The sequence below is a fragment of the Rathayibacter sp. PhB1 genome, from assembly GCF_004362935.1.
Lineage (GTDB): Bacteria > Actinomycetota > Actinomycetes > Actinomycetales > Microbacteriaceae > Rathayibacter > Rathayibacter festucae.
The window spans coordinates 355,450-376,269 of record NZ_SNYD01000001.1; the positions used below are offsets into that span (position 1 = coordinate 355,450).

A 20,820-nucleotide genomic window follows, 5' to 3' on the forward strand; every position below is an offset into this window, starting at 1 on the left:
GGGATCCAGATTGCGCATGTGTTCTTCCCGGTTGAACCAATCCGGGCGGGGTGCCGCTCCGAACACGTCGTGGATGGCAGTTCTGCGGGAGGCCTGATCAAGGCGGGGATCGACCGGTCCCGGCGGGTGTCGGCGGCCGCGGCTAGCATCGCAGCGTGTCGTCCGCGCTCTCCGCTCCCGTGCCGTTCCTGGCCACGGTCTACGCGCCGGCCGTGCCGGTGAGCCTCGCGCTCACGCTCCGCACGCTGCTGCGCGGCTCGGGCGACCCGACGATGCTGATCGACGCGACCGGCTTCTGGCGCGCGTTCCGCACGCCGCTCGGCCCCGGCACGCTGCACCTGCGGCAGGCGGCCGATGGTGCCGTGCACGCGCGGGCCTGGGGCGAGGGCGCGGAGTGGCTGATCGATCATGTGCCCGAGCTGCTCGGCCACGGCGACGACTGGAGCGCGCTCGATCTCTCCGCACACGGTCCGCTGGCCGAGGTGCTGCGCCGCTCGGCGGGGCTGCGGCTGACCCGGGCCAACCTCGTCTTCGAGATGCTGGCGCCGTCGATCCTGGAGCAGAAGGTCACCAGCACGGAGGCGTGGCGCGCCTACCGCGCGCTGGTCCGGCTGCACGGCGAGCCGGCTCCCGGTCCGGTGGCGCTGCACGTGGCGCCGTCGGCCGAGCAGTGGCGCCGCGTCCCGTCCTGGGACTGGCACCGGGCGGGCGTCGATCCGCGGCGCTCGCGCACCGTCCTGACGGCGGCGCTGGTGGCGAAGGGGCTCGAGCGCACGCTGGCGCTCGGCCGCGGCGGCGAGGTCGTCGCGCAGCGGCTGCAGTCGGTGCCCGGCATCGGGCCGTGGACGGCGTCCGAGGTGATGATGCGGGCCCACGGCGACCCGGACGCGGTGAGCGTGGGCGACTACCACCTGGCTGCGGCGGTCGGCTTCGCGCTGACCGGGCGCCTCGGGGTCGACGACGACGGGATGCTCGAGCTGCTCGAGCCGTGGCGCGGGCACCGGCAGCGGATCATCCGCCTGATCGGGACGAGCGGCGCCCGCAAGCCGCGGCACGGCCCGCGGATGACGATCCAGGACCACCGCTGGCACTGATCCGCCGAGTGCTCTGAGGCGGTCCCGGTCTCAGGCGCCGAGCGCCTCCAGCACCGCCATCGCCGCGTTGTGGCCGCCGATCCCGGAGACCCCGCCGCCCCGGCGCGCGCCCGCGCCGCAGAGCAGCACCCGCGGGTGCTCGGTGGCCACGCCCCAGCGCTGGGCCGGGGTGTCCAGCGGCTCGTCGTCCTCCGCGAACGGCCAGGACAGCGGTCCGTGGAAGATGTGGCCGCCGGGCAGGCCGAGGCTCTCCTCCAGGTCCCGGGTCGTCCGGGTCTCGATGCAGGGGTTCCCGTCGGCGTCCAGGAGCAGCAGGTCGCGGATCGGCTCGGCGAGCACGGAGTCGATCGAGTCGAGGACAGCGGTCTCGAGCTGCTCGCGCGTCGGAGCGGCGTCGCCGGTCAGCAGCCGGTCGGGGACGTGCAGGGCGAAGACGGTGAGCGTGTGCGCGCCGCTCGCGGCGAGCTCCGGCGAGAGGATCGTCGGGTCGGTCAGCGAGTGGCAGTAGATCTCGCAGGGGATCGGCGAGGGGAGGCGCCCCTGCTCCGCCGCGCGGTGGGCGTCGTCGAGCTGGCGGTAGCCCTCGTTGACGTGGAAGGTGCCGCCGAAGGCCGCCTCCGGGGCGACGCTCTCGTCGCGGAGGCGCGGCAGGCGGCGCAGCACCAGGTTCACCTTCACCTGGGCGCCCTCGGGACGCACGGCCTCCGGGCGCGCTCCCTCGGGGCGCACGGCCTCGCCGCCGCCGCCCAGCAGCCGGTCGAGGACGAACGGGGCGACGTTCGAGAGCACGAACCGCGCCCGCACGCGGCGGGTCCGCGGTCCGCGGCGGTAGACGACGTCGCCGGCCGGGTCGACGCCGGTCACCTCGGCGCCGGTGAGGATCCGGGCGCCGGCGTTCCGGGCCGCCCGCTCCAGCGCGCCCGAGACGCTGCCCATGCCGCCGACCGGGACGTCCCAGTCACCGGTCCCGCCGCCGATCACGTGGTAGAGCAGGCAGCGGTTCTGCGCGAGGTCGGCGTCGCCGGCACCGGCGAAGGTGCCGATCAGCGCGTCGGTGAGCAGGACGCCCCGGGCCGCGTCGCCGGCGATGTTCCGCTCGATCACCTCGCCGATCGGCCGCTCGATCATCGCCCGCCAGATCGCGTCCTCGCCGACGAGCCGCCGCGCCTCCTCCCGGCGCAGCAGCGGCTGCGTGAGGGTCGGCCAGAGCGCGCGCGCCAGCCGCGAGGTGTGCCGGGAGAAGTCGGCGAACGTCTCGGCGTCCTCCGGGGTGCCCATCCGCGCGAAGGAGTCCGCGGTGGCCAGGGCGTCGCCGGTGTCGACGAGCAGCCCGCGCGTCGGATCGGCGGGGTCGGGCGTGTAGGAGGAGTAGCGGCGGCGCACGAGCGGCACGTCGACCCGCAGATCGGCGAGGATCGACGGCGGCAGCAGGCTGACGAGGTAGGAGTAGCGGCTGAGCCGCGCCTCGACGCCGCGGAACGGGTACTCCGAGACGGTCGCGCCGCCCGCGCGCGCCCCTCGCTCGAGGACGAGGACGTCGAGTCCAGCCTGGGCGAGGTAGGCCGCCGCGACCAGGCCGTTGTGACCGGCGCCGACGATCACGACGTCGACCGAGGGATCGACCGCGGCGGGGGTGTCGGAGCGCAACGGGCCGGGCGCGGTGCCGCTGCGCTCGGAGAGGTCTCGGGTGCGGTGCCTGTCGCGTCGGGCCATGATTCCCAGTCTGGCGTCAGCCCTCGTCGCTGCGCAGCGCCTCGGTGACGAACTCGCGGAGGGAGAAGAGGATCTCCTCGCTGGAGCGGCCGCTCGCCTCGACGAGGCGGCCGGTCAGCCAGGTGAGGCAGATCACCGCGGCGCCGGCGACGTCGGAGGAGGTGGGGACGACGACGCCGTCCTCGTCCAGCACGCCGTTCTCGATCGGGCTCAGCGCGCGCTCGAGGACGGCGCGGTTGACGGTGCCGGTCGCCTCGCCGTCGTAGGACGCGGAGCTGTCGATCAGGGCCTGCGCCGCGATCATCGCGGCGCGGGGGATGGGCAGCGGATCCATCGGGGTCTCCGATCGGGAGCGGGAGTGTCGGGTGCGCCCCATGGTGCTCCTCCGCCGGGCTCGCGTCCATCGCCCCTGCACGGGTGTCGTCCACAGCGGCAGTTCTCCGTCGAGTGTCCACAGACGGGGCGACACGACCGGCCGTCGCGCCGCCTCGGGCATAGCCTCGGGGGATGGAGAAGTCGACGCCCTCAGCCGTGCCCGGGAACGACCCGGAGCAGGACGAGACGATCGACCCGCAGGGCCCGACGGACGAGCCGGACGAGCCGACCGAGACGACCGAGCCGGCCGAGCACGACGAGAAGATCGACCGCCACGCCCTGAGCGACACCGGTCAGTACCAGACCGGCATGGCGCTGCGGCTGCCCCGGCAGAAGCCCGAGTTCGACGTCGAGGCGCCGATCCTGTCCCGCGTCGAGGCGCTGGTGCGCCGCTGGCTGGTGCGCAGCCGGGCGTTCCCGGTCGACCCCGCGGCGCAGCGCCTCGCCGGCGTCCTGCAGGATCCGAACGGCCTCGACTTCACGGTCGGCTTCGTCGACGGCGTCGCCCGCCCGGAGGACCCGGTGGTCGCGGCCGAGAACCTCGCCGCGCTGACCGCGAAGACCCCCGCGTTCCTCCCCTCCTACCTGCGCGCCGCGGTCGCGACCGGCGGCGCGGTCGGCCCGGTGCTGCCGTGGGTCGTCGTCCCGGCGGCCCGCCAGGTGCTGCGCAGGATGGTGGGCCACCTCGTCGTCGACGCCTCCGACGCCCGGCTCGGCTCGGCGATCCGCCGGCTGCGCGAGGGCGGCGACCGCCTCAACCTCAACCTGCTCGGCGAGGCCGTGCTGGGCGAGCGCGAGGCCGACCGGCGCCTCGAGGGCACCCGGCGGCTGCTCGAGCGCGACGACGTCGACTACGTGAGCATCAAGGTCTCCAGCATCGCCAGCCAGCTCTCGATGTGGGCGTTCGACGAGGCCGTCGACCGTGTCGTGCAGCGGCTGACCCCGCTCTACCAGTTCGCCGCGGCGAGCCCGGAGCCGAAGTTCATCAACCTCGACATGGAGGAGTACAAGGACCTCGACCTCACCGTCGCGGTGTTCCGCCGTCTCCTCGAGCAGCCGGGCATGCAGCAGCTCGAGGCAGGGATCGTCCTGCAGGCGTACCTCCCCGACGCCCTCGGCGTGCTGGTGTCGCTGACGGAGTGGGCGACCGAGCGCCGGCGGCTCGGCGGCGCGCCGATCAAGGTCCGCGTCGTCAAGGGCGCGAACCTCGCGATGGAGCGGGTGGACGCCGCGATCCACGACTGGCCGCTCGCGACGGTGGGCAGCAAGGCCGAGGCCGACACGAACTACAAGCGGCTCCTCGACTACGCGCTGCGGCCCGAGCGGACGGACGCGGTCCGGATCGGCGTGGCCGGTCACAACCTCTTCGACATCGCCTGGGCCTGGATCACCGCGAACGAGCGCGGCGTCGCCGACGCGGTCGACATCGAGATGCTGCTCGGGATGGCGACCGGTCAGGCGCGCGCCGTCCGCGAGGACGTCGGCCGGCTCCTGCTCTACACGCCGGTCGTGCACCCGCGCGAGTTCGACGTCGCGATCTCGTACCTGATCCGCCGCCTGGAGGAGAACTCCAGCCCGGAGAACTTCCTCTCGGCCGTCTTCGAGCTCGAGGACGAGAGCGTGCTGCAGCGCGAGCTCGGCCGCTTCCGCGCCTCGCTCGAGGCGCTCGACGCCTCGGTGCCGACCCCGAACCGCACCCAGGACCGGCTGCGCGAGTGGTCGTCCGGCTCCGGTGTCCGTCTCGTGCGCGAGCACGCCGGCGCCGGCGCCCGTGTGCAGGACCCGGCCGCCGAGGGTCTCACCGAGGCGGTGCTGGGGCTGCGCCGCGGCTCCGGGGCGACCGCGGCGACCAGCGCCTTCCGCAACGAGCCCGACACCGACCCGGCACTGCCGGGCAACCGCCGCTGGGCCCGGCTGATCACCGACCGCATCGCGCGATCGACCATCGGCACCCTCGCGGCCGACCGCGCCCGGATCACCGACGCGGCGGAGCTGCAGGAGCTGCTGCGCCGGGTCGCGCTCCGGGCGGAGCGCTGGGGCGAGCGCCTCGGCTACGACCGCGCCGCGATCCTCGACCGCGCGGGGCTCGCCCTTGCGGCCAACCGCGACCGGTTGATCGAGGTGATGGCCTCCGAGACCGGCAAGACGGTCGCCGAGGCCGACCCCGAGGTGTCCGAGGCGATCGACTTCGCGCACTACTACGCCACCCGCGCCCGCGAGCTGGACGCCGTCGGCGGCGCCACCTTCGTGCCCGAGCGGGTCACCGTGGTCGCGCCGCCGTGGAACTTCCCGGTCGCGATCCCGGCCGGGTCGATCCTCGCGGCGCTCGCCGCGGGCTCCGGCGTCGTCGTCAAGCCGGCCCCGCAGGCCCGGCGCTCGGCCGCGGTGCTCGTGGAGGCGCTCTGGGACGCCGGGATCCCGCAGGACCTCGTCGCGCTCGTCGACCTCGACGAGGAGACGCTCGGCCGCGCCCTGATCACCGACCCGCTGGTCGACCGGGTGCTGCTCACCGGCTCCTACGAGACCGCGAAGCTCTTCCGCTCCTGGCGCCCCGACCTGCCGCTGCTCGCCGAGACCAGCGGCAAGAACGCGATCGTCGTCACTCCGCACGCGGACTACGACCTCGCCGTCGCCGACATCGTGCGGAGCGCCTTCGGGCACGCCGGGCAGAAGTGCTCGGCCGCCTCGCTCGTGATCCTCGTCGGCTCGGTCGCCCGCTCGAAGCGGTTCCGCGCGCAGCTGGTCGACGCCGTGACCTCCCTCCGGGTCGGCTGGCCGAGCGACCCGGCCGCCGCGATGGGGCCGCTGATCGAGAAGCCGACCGGCAAGCTCGCGCACGCGCTGACGACGCTCGGTGCGGGGGAGTCCTGGCTCGTCGAGCCGAAGCGCCTCGACGACACCGGCCGGCTGTGGTCGCCGGGCGTGCGCGAGGGCGTGACCGAGGACAGCTACGCCCACCTGACCGAGTTCTTCGGCCCGGTGCTCGGCATCATGCACGCGGCGACCCTCGAGGACGCGATCCGCCTGCAGAACGCCACGGACTACGGCCTCACCGCCGGGCTGCACTCGCTGCACTCGGACGAGCTCGCGCTCTGGCTCGACTCGGTCGAGGCCGGCAACCTCTACGTGAACCGCGGCATCACCGGGGCGATCGTCCGCCGCCAGCCGTTCGGCGGCTGGAAGCGCTCCTCGGTCGGCGGCGGCGCGAAGGCCGGCGGCCCGAACCACCTGATCGGGCTCGGCTCGTGGAAGCCCTCGCCGGCCCGCCCGTCGACGACCCTGCACCTCCGGGGCCTCGACGACCGCGCCCGGCAGTTCATCGAGGCCGCGCAGTCCTCGCTGCAGTTCGAGCAGTTCGACCTGCTGCGCCGCTCCGCGCTCTCGGACCAGCTGGCCTGGGCGACCGAGTTCGGCGTCGTCACCGACATCTCGAAGGTCGGCGTGGAGCGCAACCTGTTCCGCTACCTCCGGGTGCCGGTCGCCGTGCGGCTGGCCGACGGCGGCGACCTCGGCGAGCTCCTCCGCGTCATCGCCGCCGCGCTGCTCGTGCGAGCGCGCCTGGACGTGTCGACGTCGATCCCGCTGCCGCCCAAGGTCGCCGGGATGCTCGCCGGCGACGAGCTGCTCGAGATGGCGGGCCTGGCCCCGAAGGTGGTCGTCGAGTCGGACGCGCAGTGGCTCGCCCGCGCCGCGGCCGGCCGGATCACCGCGTCGCGGATCCGGATCGTCGGCGACATCGTCTCGGACCGGGTCGACGAGTTCGGCGGACCCCAGGGCGGCACCGCGCCGTCGCTCGGCCCGGACTCCTCGATCGAGGCGCTGCAGAGCGTCCGCGACTCCACCCGCTCCTTCACCGACGTGGTCAGCGGGATGACCCGCGGCAGCACCGGCAAGCCCGTCCCGCTCGTGCGCGCGGACGGCTCGCGGGTGCCGCTGTCGACGGCGCTCGCCGAGGCGCTCGGCGGCTCGCCCGACGTCGCCATCTACGCCGACCCCGTCACTCCGGCCGGCCGCGTGGAGCTGCTGCCCTTCCTCCGGGAGCAGTCGATCTCGATCACCAACCACCGCTTCGGGGCGCCGATCGACCTGTCCGACGACGTCGTCTGAGTTGTTTTCCGAGCCGCCCCCTGTGCGGCTCGGCGCGGTCGGCTCGTGGGGTGGGCGCGTTTCGCGGAGCGGGGTGCGTTCGGCTTCGTGGATTCGCTGGCACGCGAATCCGCGGATCACCTTGAGAGTGGGCGCCGATCTCGGAGGCGGGACGTCGCACAGTCCTTCTCGCTTGCTTACTTGTCGCGGCAACAAAGCGGTAGGGTGGGGGGATGGATGACGGGGGAGCGGCGGGTGCCGACGGCACGCGCTGGCTCACGCAGGAGCAGCTGGCGGCGTGGCTGCGGTTCGTCGCGGTGGTCGAGCTGCTGCCCGGCGCGCTCGACACCCAGCTGCAGCGCGACGCGGGGCTGACGCACTTCGAGTACATGACCCTCGCGATGCTGTCGGAGGCGCCCGAGCGGGCCCTGCGGATGACGACGCTCGCGGCCCGCACGAACGCCACCCTCCCGCGGCTCTCGCACGTCGTCACCCGGCTCGTCGCCCGCGGCTACCTGGAGCGCCGGCCGTGCCCGACCGACGGGCGCGCGACCAACGCGGTGCTCACGGATGCCGGGCTGCAGAAGATCGTCGACACCGCCCCGGGTCACGTCGCGACGGTGCTCGCCGACGTCATCGACCCGCTCGACGCCGAGCAGATCCCGCAGCTCGCCGACATCATGACCCGGATGCTCACCCGCCTCGATCCAGAGGGCCGGATGACCGTCGACGCCGTGCGCTCGGCCCTCGGCGATCCCGGCCGGTAGGACGGCGAGGACCCGGCCGACCGCGACTGCTGAGCCCGCGGCGGGCGAGGGCGTCTGGCGAGTGGAACGGCCGCGTGCCATCCTCGTCCCGTGCGCTACACGACGACGCTCTTCCAGACGGGCACCAACACCGGCATCGAGGTGCCGCACGAGGTGCTCGACGCCCTCGGCGGCGGCAAGCGGCCCGCGGTGAGCGTCGTCGTCAACGGCTACGCCTTCCAGGGCACGGTCGGCGCGATGGGCGGCCGTGCGCTGATCTCCTTCTCGTCGGAGAAGCGCGCCGCGTCGGGTCTGGCCGGCGGGGACGCGATCGAGGTCGACCTCGAGCTCGACTCCGCCCCGCGCACGGTCGCCGTGCCGGAGGACCTCGCCGCCGCGCTGAACGCGTCCGGGGCCACCGCCGCCTTCGACGCCCTCTCGCCTAGTGCGCGGAAGGCCCACGTCACCGCCGTCGAGGGTGCCAAGGCCGCCGAGACTCGCGCCCGCCGCGTCACCGCGGTCGTCGCGAAGCTCGGCGCCTGACGCGCACCATTGCTGGTCGAGTAGCCCCGGAGGGGCGTATCGAGACCCGCCGTCCTCAGCAGGGCGGGTCTGCAGACTCGACTTCTGACGCCGGTGGATCTCGATACGCCCGCTGCGCGGGCTACTCGATCAGCATGAGGCGGAGGGGTGGGGCGTCCGCCCCCGGAGTAGTCACAGCGGCTGACGCGCGGTGCGTCACGCGGTCGGTAGGCTGCCGATCGGCGCGCCACGGGGGAGCGCCGCAGGGCGCACGGGCGCCGGAGTCGGGGGACAGACATGGGTGCGGTTCGGCGATGGGTGTTCCCGATCCTCTGGCTGGTGGTCATCGGGGCCGTCGCGGTCGCGCTGGTCAAGATCGCGTTCTTCCCGGACGGGTCCGCCGAGGCCGATCCCACCGTCCCCACCGGTGAGCTGACCGAGCCGACCGTCGTCGTCGGCCGCGGCACCGTCACCAACGACCTCACGCTCCAGGGCACCGTCGCCGCCGACCCGGCCGTGCCGGTCAAGGCGACCGCCGTCGGCACCGTCGACGACGTCTACATCACCCAGGGCGCCACCGTCGCCTCGGGCGACCTGATCTACGACATCCGCGTCGAGACCGTGCGCGATCCCGTCGAGACCACCGGCGCGGACGGCCTGGTCACCGTCACCCAGCCGCCGCCCTCCGTCCGCTTCGAGCGCGTCTACGCGCCGGCCGCCGGCGTGCTCAGCGCCCTCGGCGTCATCCACGACCAGGCCGTCGCGGTCGGCGAGGTCACCGGCCAGGTCGCCCCGCCGACCTACGCCGTCACCGGCTCGATCGACGCCGAGCAGCTCTACCGGATCCAGAACCGGCCGACCGAGGCGCAGATCGCCGTCACCGGCGGGCCGGCCGCCTTCACCTGCACCGGGCTCACCATCACCACCCCGCTCGCCGGCGAGGGCGAGACGCCCGCGGGTGAGACCGGCGGCACGGGCGCGACCGGCGGCTCCGGCACCAGCTTCCGCTGCCAGGTCCCCGGCGAGGTGACCGTGTTCCCCGGCCTCGCCGCCACCGTCACCCTCGCGGGCGGCCTCGCCGAGAACGTGCTCGTCGTGCCGACCACCGCCGTCGAGGGCACCGCCGAGTCGGGCGTCGTCTACCGCCTCGCCGAGGACGGCTCGACCGAGGAGGTCCCGGTCACCCTCGGCCTCACCGACGGGATCAGCATCGAGGTCACCGGCGGCGTGGACGAGGGCGCCGAGATCCTGCAGTTCGTGCCGGGGGCCGCCGCCGGCGAGGGCGAGCAGCTCGAGGGGAACTGCATGCAGAACGCCGACGGCTCGGTGTACTGCTCGTGACGGACGGGCTCGTGACCGACGGCAAGCGCACGATCCTGCGGCTCGAGGGGATCCGCAAGGTCGTCCCCCTGCCCGACGCGCCCCCGCTGACGATCCTCGACGGCGTCGACCTGGAGGTCGGCGAGGGCGACCACGTCTCGGTCGTCGGCCGCAGCGGCTCCGGCAAGTCGACGCTCCTGAACATCCTCGGCCTGATCGACGAGCCGACCGAGGGGCGGATGCTGCTCGAGGGCGAGCCCACCGAGACGCTCTCCTCGCGGGCCCGCGCACGGATCCGCGGCGGCAGCATCGGCTTCATCTTCCAGCAGTTCAATCTGCTCGAGGGCCGCACCGCCCGCGAGAACGTGATGACGCCGCTGCTCTACGCGACCGGCACCGAGTTCTGGCGGCGGGCGTCGCTGGCCGCCGAGATGCTGGAGCGGGTCGGGCTGGGGCACCGGGTCGACTCGATGCCCGGCCGGATGTCCGGCGGCGAGCAGCAGCGGATCGCCATCGCGCGGGCGCTGGTGCGCCGTCCGCGGCTGATCCTCGCGGACGAGCCGACCGGCGCGCTCGACACCGACACCGGCGAGAGCGTGATGAGCCTGCTCGACGAGATCGCCCAGGAGTCCGGCTCGGCCCTGGTCACCATCACCCACGACCCGGCCATCGCGGCGCGCGCCGAGCGGCACTACCGGCTCGACCACGGCAGGCTCAGTGCCTCGACGTCCGCGACCGGCGCCCCCGCGACGAGCTCGGGGCGGCACTGATGGGCGGCCTCACCGGCGTCGTCGGCGCGATCGTCGAGGCGTGGACCGAGCTGCGGATCCACCGCGGCCGCGTGCTGCTCTCGCTGATCGGCGTGGCGGTGGCCGTCGCGGCGCTCACCGGTGTCGTCGCCGCGGGCGGGATCGCCCGGCAGGCGAACATCGAGGTCTCGGAGCGCAGCGGCGGCCGGCCCGCGAGCCTGTACATCAGCGCCTACACGACCGGCCCCGAGGGCGTCGTCGACCCGGTCGTGATGCAGAACGCCTGGGAGAAGGTGCTCGAGCGCTACCGCATCGACTACGCGAGCCGCACGACCTACGGCGGCACCCGCGTCCAGTTCACCGATGGGGCGGTCGACGTCGGGATCACCGCGGTCGACCAGCCCTACGCGGAGATGCACCGGGTGGAGCTGACGAGCGGCAGCTGGTTCGTCGAGGGCGACGAGCGGCGGCTCGCTCCCGCGCTGGTCATCAACGAGGTCTTCTGGGACCGCCTCGGGCGCCCGGACCTGCGGACGCACCCGACCGCGACCCTCCTCGGCGGGGAGCACGACACGACCGCGGTCGTGATCGGGGTGACGCCCTCGAACCAGTACGACACCTCTCCGAGCGCGATGATGCTCGTCGACGCCTACTCGGCCGTCGCGCCCGAGGCGGACCCCGCGTTCGGCGGGCCGCAGCTGCCGAACTACGAGATGTGGGTGCCGCTCGAGATCGCGGACCCGCTGATCGAGGCCGTCAAGCGCGACGTCACCGCGGCGCTCGGCCCGGGCTTCGAGGCGGACGTCTACCGGCAGGACTACCTCAGCTACGACTCCGACCCGTTCGCGGTGCTCACCTGGGTGATCGGCGGTGTCGCCGGCCTCGTGCTGGCGCTCGGCGCGCTCGGGCTGCTCAACATCGCGCTCGTCACCGTGCGGCAGCGGATCCGCGAGATCGGCATCCGGCGCAGCTTCGGCGCCTCCTCGGGGCGGATCTTCTTCTCGATCATGATGGAGAGCGTCGTCGCGACGGTCGTCGCGGGCGTGGTCGGCGTGACGATCGCGGTGATCCTGGTGACGAATCCGTGGACGGTGGCGCTCGTCAAGGAGAACGGGATCAGCGACATCCCGCCGTTCCCGGTCGAGGCGGCGCTGCTGGGGCTCGGGGCGGCGACGCTCGTGGGCGCGCTGGCCGGGCTCGTGCCCGCGATCGTGGCGGTCCGGGTGAAGGTGATCGACGCGATCCGGTACTGAGCGCCGGAGGCGCGTGCCGGCTCAGGGCAGGGTGAGCACCAGCTCGTCGCCGTCGCGCTCGACGCCCGCGTCGGCGTAGTGCGGGATCCGCGGGAGCCCGCGGGTGGTCTCGGACTCGTGCGCGCCGACGACGACGACGCGCATGCCGGCGGCGAGTCCCGCGAGGATCCCGGCCTCGGCGTCCTCGAAGACGACCGCGTCGGCCGGGTCGACCCCGAGGAGTCCGGCGGCGGCGAGGTAGCCGTCGGGGGCGGGCTTGCCGTGCACGACGTCGTCGGCGGTGACGACGGCCGCGGGGGAGGGCACGCCGGCGGCGGCGAGGCGACCGGCGGCCAGCGCGGGGCTCGCCGAGGTGACCAGCGCGACGCGGTCGCGGGGGAGCGCGGCGAGGAAGGCGACGGCGCCGGGGATCTCGACCGTGCCCTCGGTGTGCTCGAGCTCGTAGGCGTTCAGCTCGTCGACGATCCCCGCGACGTCGCTGCCCGCGGGGGCGAAGCGGCGGACGCTGTCCTCCGCGCGGACCCCGTGCACGGCGCCCAGGACGACGGCGGGGTCGAGGGCGAAGCGCTCGGCGAAGGAGCGCCAGATCGTCTCCACGATCGCGGTGGAGTCGACGAGGGTGCCGTCCATGTCGAAGAGCAGGGCGCGGGCGCGGAGGAGGTGCGGCATCCGTCCATCCTGGCGGAGGCGGGCGCACGGCGTCCGCTCAGGCGCGGCAGAGGTCGTGGCAAGGCCGCGCCCAGGTGCGACCGGGGATCGCGGCGATACGCTCGTCTCCGATGGCGGGCAGAGCGCCCGAAGGGGAGCGGAGGACGCGATGACGGACGACCAGGGCGGCAACGAGCACGGCGACGACCGGAACGGCGAGCAGGAGCGGGGCGCTGCCTCGGCCTCCGGACCGCGCGCCGGCTGGTACCCGGATCCCGCGGGCTCGCCGCGCCAGCGCTGGTGGGACGGCCAGGGCTGGACCGACTCGCTGCGCGACGCTCCCGCCGCGGCTCCCGCCGCCCCGACCCCTCCCGCCGCGCAGAGCGCCCCGCAGCCTCCGGCGGCGCCGCAGCCGCCGATCGTGCCGCCCGTCTCCGGCCCCGCCTACGGCGAGACCTCGAGCGGCCAGGCCACGAGCTACGGTCAGTCGGCGTCCGGTCAGTCCGCGCCCGAGCGCGAGATCCCGCAGCAGCCGCGGTACGGCGAGCAGACGCCGCAGCAGCCGTACGCTCAGCAGCAGCCGTACAGCCAGCAGCCCCAGTACGGCCAGCAGCCGCCGCAGGAGTACAGCCAGCAGTACCCGCAGCAGTACGGCCAGCAGCCCGGCCAGCAGCCGGCCTACGCCGGCCGCCCCGCGCCGCAGCCGCGCGACCCGAGCATCGTCACCAGCACCCCGTGGATCTGGGTCGTCGTGCTCCTGCCGCTGCTGTCGGCGCTGTCGATCTTCCTGCTCTCCCCGGGGGCCATCGCCGACTCGGCGGTCTCGTCGACCTACGGTCCGCGCGCCTCGATGGGGATGTCGACCGCCTACCTCGTCGGGCTCGGGGCCGTCCAGGTCGTCGGCTTCCTGATCTACGCGGCCGAGGTCGTCTTCGCGTTCCTCGACTACCGGCAGCTGAAGAAGGCCGGTGTGCAGCGCCCGTTCCACTGGGCCTGGGCGTTCCTCGCCGCTCCCTACGTCTACGTGATCGGGCGCAGCGTCGTCGTGAAGCGCGTGACCGGCGGCGGCCTGCTCCCGCTGTGGATCTTCCTCGGCGTGGTGGCGGTCTCCTTCATCATCGCGATCGGCTGGACCGCGGCGCTGTTCTCGGAGATGATGCAGACGTTCCCGAGCTCGGGACTCTGATCCTTCGCGGGACTCTCGCCCGCTGAGATCCGCGAGACCGGGGGAGGCCCACTGTGATCAACGGCGACGTGTCGTTCTGGTGGGCCTCCCTCGGTCGTTCCACGCCCCGGGCCGCGCTGCCCGGTCCGCTCGACGTCGACGTCTGCATCGTCGGCGCCGGCTACACCGGTCTGTGGACGGCGTACTCGCTCGCGAAGGCCGACCCGTCGCTGCGGATCGCGATCCTCGAGCAGCGCTTCGCCGGCTTCGGCGCCTCGGGCCGCAACGGCGGCTGGCTGACCAACGAGATCACCGGCGGCGTCGCCTCGTACGCCCGGACGCACGGGAGCGAGGTGGTCGACCGCTTCCAGCTCGCGATGAACGAGACGGTCGACGAGGTGATCGCGGCCGCGGCCGCCGAGGGGATCGACGCCGACATCGTCAAGGGCGGCGAGTTCCAGGTGGCGCGCGGCGAGGCGCAGCGGGCCCGGCTCCTGGCCACCGCGGCGGCGGCCCGCGCCCGCGCCCACACCGATGTCGAGCTGCTCGACGCGCGGGAGACGACCGCGCGGATCGCGGTCAGCGGTGCGTCGGCCGGCCTCTGGCACCCGCACTGCGCGCGGCTGCACCCCGCGAAGCTCGCGGCCGGGCTCGCCCGCACGGTCGAGGCGCTCGGCGTGCGGATCTTCGAGGACACCCGGGTGGAGGAGATCCGGCCCGGCGCGGCCGTCACACCCCGCGGGGTCGTCCGCGCGCCGATCGTCCTGCGCGCGACCGAGGGCTTCACCGCCGGGCTCTCCGGGCACCACCGCGAGTGGCTGCCGATGAACTCGTCGCTGATCGCGACCGAGCCGCTCGCGCCCGAGGTCTGGGACGAGATCGGCTGGGCCGGTCGCGAGACCCTCGGCGATGCGGCGCACGCCTACCTGTACGCGCAGCGGACGGCCGACGACCGCATCGCGATCGGCGGGCGGGGCGTGCCCTACCGCTTCGGCTCCCGGATCGACCGGGACGGGGCGACCGATCCGCGCACGGTCGGCCGGCTGCGCGAGATCCTCGAGCGGTTCTTCCCGGTGCTGCGCGGCGTCGGCATCGAGCACGTCTGGTCGGGCGTGCTCGGCGTGCCCCGCGACTGGCACGCGACCGTCGGGCTCGATCGCGCCACCGGCCTCGGCTGGGCGGGCGGCTTCGTCGGCACCGGCGTCACGGCGACCAATCTCGCCGGGCGCACGCTCCGCGACCTCGTGCTCGGCGAGAGCACGCCGCTCACCGCGCTGCCGTGGGTGGGCCACCGGGTGCGGCCGTGGGAGCCGGAGCCGCTGCGCTGGCTCGCGGTCACGTCGCTCTACCGCGCCTACGGCCTGGCCGACGCGGCGGAGGCGAGGGGTCGAGCGACGACGTCACCGCTCGCGACGCTCGCCGACGTGGTCGCGGGCCGCTCGCACTGAGGCGGGAGCGCTCCCGCTACGCCTCGCCGCGCTGGATCAGGCGGGAGAGCACGATCGCGGAGCGGGTGTGGTCGACGTTCGGCGCGATGCGCACCTTCTCGAGCGCGAGCTCGAGGCTCGGGATGTCGCGCGAGCGGATGTGCACGATCGCGTCGGCCGAGCCGGTGACCGTGCCGGCATCGACGACCTCGGGGACGGCCGAGAGGATGCGGCGCAGCTCGTCGGGGGCGACGGTGCCGCGGCAGAACAGCTCGACGTAGGCCTCGGTGGCCATGCCGTCGACGGCGGGGTCGACCTTGATCGTGAAGCCGCGGATGACACCGTCGGCCACCAGCCGGTCGACGCGGCGCTTCACGGCGGACGCGGACAGCCCCACGACACCGCCGATGTCGCCGTAGCCCGCGCGGGCGTTCTGGCGCAGCAGATCGAGGATCTTCCGATCGATGTTGTCCATGCGTCGAGCCTAGGGGCGGGGTCGGAGCCTGGCCGGGCACCCGCGGGATCACGGCGGGTCCGCGCTTGATGACGGCGGGTCTCGATACGCGCTGCGCGCTGCTCGACCGGCAGGAGGCGCGGGGGAGGGAAGGGTAGCCTTGCCTTCTGTCGAGCGAGGAGAGGGAGGCGCCGCATGCCCGCCTTCCTCGACGAGCTGGGGTTCGTGGAGCTGCTCGCGGCGCTGTTCGTCATCGTGCTGGTGCGGGCGCAGGCGACGTACTGGGTCGCGCGGGCGGTCGTCACCGGGGCGGCCTCGCGGCGGTGGGGGCGGTGGCTGGAGTCGCCGGCGCTGAAGCGCGCGTCGGCACTGCTCGGTCGCTACGGCGCTCCCGCGGTCACCGTGAGCTTCCTCACCGTCGGACTCCAGACGATGATCAACGCGGCGGCCGGGGCGGCCCGGATGCGCTTCGGCGTCTACCTCCTCGCGATGCTGCCGGGCTGCGCGGCCTGGGCGCTGATCTACGCGACGGTCGGCTTCGCCGTGCTCTGGGCGGTGATCGGCGCCGCGGCCGGCTCGCCGCTGGGCGTCGCGGTCCTCGTCGCGCTCGCGGCCGCGGTCGTGACGGCGGTCGTGCTTCTCCGCCGGCGCGGCATCGCCCGCTGACAGCCCCGCGAAAGCACCCCGGCATGGCACTGGCGGAAACACCTCGCTCGGCTATATAGTTGCACTCGGTCAATAGTTGACCGCCGTCAACTAGTACCGCCGCACCGTCACCGGTGTCGCACCGTGAACAAGGAGCCGTATGTCCCGCGCAGAGCGCACGCGCACTCGAGAAGAGCGCACCACCCCCACCGGCCCCGACGGGGCCATGTCGCACCGCCAGGTGCTCGAATCCCTCAGCGGACTGCTGCTGGGCATGTTCGTCTCGATCCTCGCGGGCACGGTCGTGTCGACCTCGCTGCCGCTGATCATCTCCGACCTCAAGGGCGACCAGAACGCCTACACCTGGGTCGTCACCGCGACGCTGCTCGCGACCACCGTCTCCACCCCGCTCTGGGGCAAGTTCGCCGACCTCTTCAACCGCAAGCTGCTGATCCAGCTCGCGCTCGCGATCTTCGTGATCGGCTCGGCCGCGGCCGGGTTCTCGCAGGACACGAACATGCTGATCGTGTTCCGCGTCTTCCAGGGCCTCGGCGCCGGCGGACTCGCGGCGCTGAGCCAGATCATCATGGCCGACATCATCAGCCCCCGGGAGCGCGGCAAGTACGCCGGCCTCTTCGGCGGCGTGATGGCCATCGGCACCGTCGGCGGACCGCTGCTCGGCGGCGTCGTCACCGACGCGTTCGGCTGGCGCTGGAACTTCTTCATCGCGCTGCCCGTCGCGATCGTCGCGATCATCCTGCTCCAGGTGACGCTGCGCCTCCCCGCGCACCCCAAGCGCACGGTCAAGATCGACTACCTCGGCGCGGTCCTCATCGCCGGCGGCGTCTCGCTGCTGCTGATCTGGGTCTCGCTGGCCGGCAAGAACTTCGAGTGGGCCTCGTGGGAGACCGCGGTCATGGTCGGCGGCTCCGTCGTGCTGCTGGTCGCCGCGGTGATCACCGAGCTCACCGTCGCCGAGCCGATCATCCCGATGGGGATGTTCAAGAACCGCACCTTCAGCCTCGCCGTCGTGGCGAGCATCTCGGTCGGCGTCTCGATGTTCGGTGTCGCGGTCTTCCTCGCGCAGTACATGCAGCTCTCGCGCGGCGCCACGCCGACCCAGTCGGGTCTGCTGACGATCCCGATGATGGCCGGACTGCTGATCGCGTCCACCATCTTCGGCGGGATCATCTCGCGCACCGGCAAGTGGAAGGCGATCATGGTGACCGGCGGCGTGCTCGCGGTCGTCGGCACCTTCCTCCTCAGCACCCTGCGCTACGACACGAACCTCGTGCTGGTGGGCGTCTTCATGGCGATCCTCGGCGCGGGCCTGGGCATGCTGATGCAGAACCTGGTGCTCGTCGTGCAGAACTCGATCGACATCAAGAACCTCGGCGTCGCGACCAGTGCGGTCACCTTCTTCCGCAGCCTCGGCGGCACCGTGGGCGTCTCGGTTCTGGGCTCGATGCTCGGCACGGTGATCGCCGATCACATCAAGACCGGCATCGCCGGCCTCGCGCCGGCCGACCAGGCGATCGCCGCCCAGGCGCTCGGCAGCGGCACGATCCCGCAGGTCAACACGCTCCCGGACGCCGTGCGCGTCGTGGTCGAGAGCGCCTACGGCATCGGCGTCGGCGACGTCTTCCTCTACAGCATCCCGCTCGCGGTCATCACGCTGATCGCGGTCCTGCTGCTGCCGAACGCGCCGCTCGGCACGATGAACGCCGTGCAGCGCAAGACGGAGCCCTCGGGCGTCGTCGCCGGCGCGGAGGACGCGCTGATCGCGGCCTCCGACGGCCAGGCGGGCCTGCGCCCGGTCGGGCAGAGCGTCCGGAGCGACAGCGCGGTGCACGCGGAGGAGCGCACCCACGTCGACCGCGTCGTTGTCGACCGCGCTCACGACGACAGCGCGCACGGCCGCCACGCGGCTCCCGTCGCCCACGCCCGGCACGCCGCGACCACCACCGGCGCGATCGACGTGGCCGAGCGCCCCTGATGACCGCCGCACCGGCCGTCCCGACCGCCGCCCCGGCGAGCGCGCTGCTCCAGGTCGAGGAGCAGATCACCGCGCTCGCCGTGCAGGTCCGGACGGCCGTGCGCGACGCGGCGGCGAGCATCGACCCCGGGCTGCCGCCGTTCGGGCTGCGGCTGCTCCGGATGCTGGAGCGCTGCGGTCCCGTGCACTCGAGCGTCGCGGCGGAGCGCCTCGGCGTCGACCGCAGCGTGATCAGCCGGCAGATCCGCCAGCTCTGCGCGCTGGAGCTGGTCGGGACCGCCCCCGACCCGGCCGACGGCCGCGCCCGCTTCCTCACGCTGACCGAGCACGGCCGCGAGCGGATGGGCGACCTGGGCGGTCAGCAGCGCCAGCGGATGCAGGAGGCGCTGAGCAGCTGGCCCGAGGCCGATCTGCTCGCCTTCGCCGGCTACCTCGAGCGGCTCACGACCGCGGACTGACGCCGGCGGGCGAACCGACCAGGGTCGCCACGTGCACGACGAAGGCGCGGCGGCGCTCGCGACTCCCGCCGTCGCCCCCGCGCTGCGCGAACGGCGTCAGGTGCCAGATCTCGCAGAGCCCGAGCAGGGCGATGAAGAGGTCCTCCGCCGACCAGCTCGCGTCGACGATCCCCGCCTGCTGCCACTCGAGCACGCGGGCCTCCGGCGCGGGACGGCTGCCGAGGCGCTCGCCCGCCTCCTCCCAGACGCCGCCGCCCTCGAGCCGCGCCCAGGTGAGCAGGCGGAGGAACTCGGGGCGGTCCCAGACGTGGTCGAACATCCGGCCGGCCAGGTCCGGCAGGTCGGCGGCCTCGGCGAGCAGCGTCGCGTCGAGCGCCTCCAGGGCGCCGACCACGGTCGCGACGAACAGGCCGCGCTTGCCGCCGTAGTAGGCGTAGAGCCGCTCCTTGTTCAGGCCGGCCGCGGCGGCGACCCGGTCGACGCGGGCGCCGGCGAAGCCGTGCTCGGCGAACTCGGCCGTCGCGGCGCGGAGGATGCGCTCGCGGGCGGGGACCGCCGCGTCGTGCTCGATCTTCTTCTCGCTCACGCTTACACCTCCGGGCGCTCGAACTGTACACTCGTCGATGCCCAACCAACCAGTTGGGGTGGTTCAGCCCCAGAGACGCGGCTCGGATCCGGACCCGCCGGTCCCGCTCCCTCCGCTTCGAAAGGCTCCGCAATGCCCGCGCCCTCCTCCTCCCGCCGCTGGTGGGTCCTCGTGATCCTCGCGATGACCCAGCTCGTCGTCGTCCTCGACGGCACGATCGTCACCATCGCCCTCCCCGCCGCGCAGGCCGACCTCGGCCTCACCGACGTCGAGCGCCAGTGGGTCGTCACCGCCTACGCGCTCGCCTTCGGCGCGCTCCTCCTGCTCGGCGGCCGCATCGCCGACTACACCGGCCGCAAGCGCACCTACCTCATCGGCATGGTCGGCTTCGGCGCGGCCTCGGCCTGGGGCGGCGTCGCCTCCACCGGCACCGAGCTGATTGCCGCCCGCGGTCTGCAGGGCGCCTTCGCCGCGCTGCTCGCCCCGGCCGCCCTCGCGCTGCTCACCGTCTCCTTCCCCGGCGGGCGCGAGCGCAACACCGCCTTCGCCGTCTTCGGCGCGGTCGCCGGAGCGGGCGCCGCGGTCGGCCTCGTCCTCGGCGGTCTGCTCACCGAGTTCGCCGACTGGCGCTGGTGCCTCCTGGTCAACGTCCCCGTCGTGCTGATCGGCGTCGTCGCCGGCGCCCTGCTGGTGACCGAGAGCCGTGCCGAGGGCCGCAACCGCTTCGACATCGCCGGCACGATCACCGTCGCGCTCGGCCTCGCGAGCCTCGTCTACGGCTTCACGCTCGCCGAGCAGGGCTGGCTCCGCGTCGACACCCTCGGCTTCCTGCTCGCCGGTGTCCTGCTGCTCGCGGTCTTCGTCCGCATCCAGGCCCGCTCCGACCACCCCCTGCTGCCGCTGCGCATCGTCACCGACCGCATCCGCGGCGGCGCGTTCCTGATCCAGGCGATCGTCGGCAGCGTCATGATCGGCTCGACCCTCTACCTGACGCTGCACCTGCAGCTCGTGCTCGGCCTCGCGCCGCTCGAGGCCGGCCTCGCCAACCTGCCGATGACCGTCACGATCATGATCGTCGCGGGCATCGCCACCAAGCTGCTGCCGACCGTCGGCCCGCGCCTGCTGATGATCGTCGGCCCGCTGATCGCTGCCGCCGGCCTGCTCTACCTCAGCCGCATCACCGCGGACGGCTCCTACCTCGTGCAGGTGCTGCCCGGCCTGATCCTGCTCGGCGTCGGCATGGCGATGATCTTCGTGCCCGTGCAGAACGTGGCGCTGACCGGGATCGCCGGCCACGACGCCGGTGCCGCCGGCGCGACCGCCAACGCCGCGATGCAGATCGGCGGCTCGATCGGCCTCTCCGTCTTCACCACCATCTACGCCGGAGTCGCGGGGGAGCAGTCCTCGCCGGTCGCCTTCGTCGACGGCTACTCCGCGGTGTTCATCGCGGCGGCCGTCGGCCTGGTGCTCGCCGCGGTCATCGCGTTCACGATGATCCGGATCAAGAGGGAGCAGTTCCTCGCGCAGGCTCCGCGGGAGGCCGTCGCGCACCTCGGCTGACCCCCCCCGGCCGAGCCGCTCGG

General features: G+C 73.7%; 18 protein-coding genes. 13 read left to right on the plus strand and 5 right to left on the minus strand.

Annotation, left to right across the window (positions count from 1 at the left end; genetic code table 11):
* Window positions 1-155: 155 nt before the first annotated feature.
* The gene (locus tag EDF17_RS01710) at window positions 156-1,094 is read left to right on the plus strand and encodes a DNA-3-methyladenine glycosylase (RefSeq protein ID WP_123444886.1); all 939 of its coding nucleotides are present in this window, start codon (window positions 156-158) and stop codon (window positions 1,092-1,094) included.
* 30 nt (window positions 1,095-1,124) lie between these two features.
* Here EDF17_RS01710 and EDF17_RS01715 read toward each other — a convergent pair whose 3' ends face one another.
* Together EDF17_RS01715 and EDF17_RS01720 are read right to left on the minus strand one after the other, a co-directional pair.
* Window positions 1,125-2,807 (minus strand): NAD(P)/FAD-dependent oxidoreductase, encoded by a 1,683-nt coding sequence (locus tag EDF17_RS01715; RefSeq protein ID WP_166649573.1) that lies wholly within the window; start codon window positions 2,805-2,807, stop codon window positions 1,125-1,127.
* A 16-nt stretch (window positions 2,808-2,823) separates the two neighbouring features.
* Complete coding sequence (locus EDF17_RS01720) at window positions 2,824-3,141, minus strand: hypothetical protein (RefSeq protein ID WP_123444887.1); 318 nt, start codon at window positions 3,139-3,141, stop codon at window positions 2,824-2,826.
* 173 nt (window positions 3,142-3,314) lie between these two features.
* Here EDF17_RS01720 and EDF17_RS01725 point away from each other — a divergent pair, with 173 nt between their 5' ends.
* From EDF17_RS01725 to EDF17_RS01750, 6 genes are all read left to right on the plus strand, one after another.
* On the plus strand, window positions 3,315-7,289 hold the full coding sequence (locus tag EDF17_RS01725) for a bifunctional proline dehydrogenase/L-glutamate gamma-semialdehyde dehydrogenase (RefSeq protein ID WP_243732762.1): 3,975 nt from the start codon (window positions 3,315-3,317) through the stop codon (window positions 7,287-7,289).
* Between the two features lie 212 nt (window positions 7,290-7,501).
* A complete protein-coding gene (locus EDF17_RS01730) occupies window positions 7,502-8,035 on the plus strand; it encodes a MarR family transcriptional regulator (protein ID WP_123444888.1) in 534 nt (177 codons plus the stop codon).
* A 90-nt stretch (window positions 8,036-8,125) separates the two neighbouring features.
* Window positions 8,126-8,557, plus strand: a complete 432-nt coding sequence (locus EDF17_RS01735) for a YdeI/OmpD-associated family protein (protein WP_123444889.1) — start codon at window positions 8,126-8,128, stop codon at window positions 8,555-8,557.
* Between the two features lie 297 nt (window positions 8,558-8,854).
* A complete protein-coding gene (locus EDF17_RS01740) occupies window positions 8,855-9,877 on the plus strand; it encodes an efflux RND transporter periplasmic adaptor subunit (protein WP_123444890.1) in 1,023 nt (340 codons plus the stop codon).
* Entirely contained in the window at window positions 9,874-10,626 is a 753-nt protein-coding gene (locus tag EDF17_RS01745; RefSeq protein WP_243732763.1) for an ABC transporter ATP-binding protein, read from the plus strand. Before EDF17_RS01740 ends, EDF17_RS01745 begins: the two co-directional genes overlap by 4 nt.
* A complete protein-coding gene (locus EDF17_RS01750; protein ID WP_123444891.1) occupies window positions 10,626-11,858 on the plus strand; it encodes an ABC transporter permease in 1,233 nt (410 codons plus the stop codon). The genes EDF17_RS01745 and EDF17_RS01750 overlap by 1 nt, the downstream gene beginning before the upstream one ends.
* 21 nt (window positions 11,859-11,879) lie before the next feature.
* On the opposite strand, the gene EDF17_RS01755 is transcribed toward EDF17_RS01750, so the two are convergent.
* Complete coding sequence (locus EDF17_RS01755; RefSeq protein WP_123444892.1) at window positions 11,880-12,527, minus strand: HAD-IA family hydrolase; 648 nt, start codon at window positions 12,525-12,527, stop codon at window positions 11,880-11,882.
* A gap of 148 nt (window positions 12,528-12,675) precedes the next feature.
* Between EDF17_RS01755 and EDF17_RS01760 the strand changes: the two genes are divergently transcribed.
* Together EDF17_RS01760 and EDF17_RS01765 are read left to right on the plus strand one after the other, a co-directional pair.
* Window positions 12,676-13,692, plus strand: a complete 1,017-nt coding sequence (locus EDF17_RS01760; protein ID WP_166649574.1) for a DUF2510 domain-containing protein — start codon at window positions 12,676-12,678, stop codon at window positions 13,690-13,692.
* A 53-nt stretch (window positions 13,693-13,745) separates the two neighbouring features.
* Window positions 13,746-15,119 carry an FAD-binding oxidoreductase gene (locus EDF17_RS01765; protein ID WP_123444894.1) on the plus strand — a complete coding sequence of 458 codons (1,374 nt, stop codon included), beginning with the start codon at window positions 13,746-13,748 and terminating at the stop codon, window positions 15,117-15,119.
* Window positions 15,120-15,135: 16 nt separating this feature from the next.
* Here EDF17_RS01765 and EDF17_RS01770 read toward each other — a convergent pair whose 3' ends face one another.
* Complete coding sequence (locus EDF17_RS01770) at window positions 15,136-15,573, minus strand: Lrp/AsnC family transcriptional regulator (protein WP_055786568.1); 438 nt, start codon at window positions 15,571-15,573, stop codon at window positions 15,136-15,138.
* Between the two features lie 174 nt (window positions 15,574-15,747).
* Between EDF17_RS01770 and EDF17_RS01775 the strand changes: the two genes are divergently transcribed.
* From EDF17_RS01775 to EDF17_RS01785, 3 genes are all read left to right on the plus strand, one after another.
* A complete protein-coding gene (locus EDF17_RS01775) occupies window positions 15,748-16,218 on the plus strand; it encodes a VTT domain-containing protein (protein WP_123444895.1) in 471 nt (156 codons plus the stop codon).
* Window positions 16,219-16,423: 205 nt separating this feature from the next.
* Window positions 16,424-18,193: an MDR family MFS transporter gene (locus EDF17_RS01780; RefSeq protein ID WP_123444896.1), complete on the plus strand. Its 1,770-nt coding sequence runs from the start codon at window positions 16,424-16,426 to the stop codon at window positions 18,191-18,193.
* The gene (locus tag EDF17_RS01785) at window positions 18,193-18,651 is read left to right on the plus strand and encodes a MarR family winged helix-turn-helix transcriptional regulator (RefSeq protein WP_123444897.1); all 459 of its coding nucleotides are present in this window, start codon (window positions 18,193-18,195) and stop codon (window positions 18,649-18,651) included. Before EDF17_RS01780 ends, EDF17_RS01785 begins: the two co-directional genes overlap by 1 nt.
* Here EDF17_RS01785 and EDF17_RS01790 read toward each other — a convergent pair.
* Window positions 18,635-19,237, minus strand: a complete 603-nt coding sequence (locus EDF17_RS01790; RefSeq protein ID WP_166649575.1) for a TetR family transcriptional regulator — start codon at window positions 19,235-19,237, stop codon at window positions 18,635-18,637. The genes EDF17_RS01785 and EDF17_RS01790 overlap by 17 nt on opposite strands.
* 132 nt (window positions 19,238-19,369) lie before the next feature.
* On the opposite strand from EDF17_RS01790, the gene EDF17_RS01795 reads away from it, so the two are divergent.
* Window positions 19,370-20,797 carry an MFS transporter gene (locus tag EDF17_RS01795; RefSeq protein WP_166649576.1) on the plus strand — a complete coding sequence of 476 codons (1,428 nt, stop codon included), beginning with the start codon at window positions 19,370-19,372 and terminating at the stop codon, window positions 20,795-20,797.
* Window positions 20,798-20,820 lie beyond the last annotated feature (23 nt).

Bases quoted from the DNA above. Each gene is read 5' to 3' on its own strand.
- EDF17_RS01755 (WP_123444892.1), bottom strand. From the start codon at position 12,527: ATGCCGCACCTCCTCCGCGCCCGCGCCCTGCTCTTCGACATGGACGGC.
- EDF17_RS01715 (WP_166649573.1), bottom strand. From the start codon at position 2,807: ATGGCCCGACGCGACAGGCACCGCACCCGAGACCTCTCCGAGCGCAGC.
- EDF17_RS01795 (WP_166649576.1), top strand. From the start codon at position 19,370: ATGCCCGCGCCCTCCTCCTCCCGCCGCTGGTGGGTCCTCGTGATCCTC.
- EDF17_RS01760 (WP_166649574.1), top strand. From the start codon at position 12,676: ATGACGGACGACCAGGGCGGCAACGAGCACGGCGACGACCGGAACGGC.
- EDF17_RS01775 (WP_123444895.1), top strand. From the start codon at position 15,748: ATGCCCGCCTTCCTCGACGAGCTGGGGTTCGTGGAGCTGCTCGCGGCG.
- EDF17_RS01780 (WP_123444896.1), top strand. From the start codon at position 16,424: ATGTCGCACCGCCAGGTGCTCGAATCCCTCAGCGGACTGCTGCTGGGC.
- EDF17_RS01725 (WP_243732762.1), top strand. From the start codon at position 3,315: ATGGAGAAGTCGACGCCCTCAGCCGTGCCCGGGAACGACCCGGAGCAG.
- EDF17_RS01750 (WP_123444891.1), top strand. From the start codon at position 10,626: ATGGGCGGCCTCACCGGCGTCGTCGGCGCGATCGTCGAGGCGTGGACC.
- EDF17_RS01730 (WP_123444888.1), top strand. From the start codon at position 7,502: ATGGATGACGGGGGAGCGGCGGGTGCCGACGGCACGCGCTGGCTCACG.
- EDF17_RS01770 (WP_055786568.1), bottom strand. From the start codon at position 15,573: ATGGACAACATCGATCGGAAGATCCTCGATCTGCTGCGCCAGAACGCC.
- EDF17_RS01720 (WP_123444887.1), bottom strand. From the start codon at position 3,141: ATGGATCCGCTGCCCATCCCCCGCGCCGCGATGATCGCGGCGCAGGCC.
- EDF17_RS01785 (WP_123444897.1), top strand. From the start codon at position 18,193: ATGACCGCCGCACCGGCCGTCCCGACCGCCGCCCCGGCGAGCGCGCTG.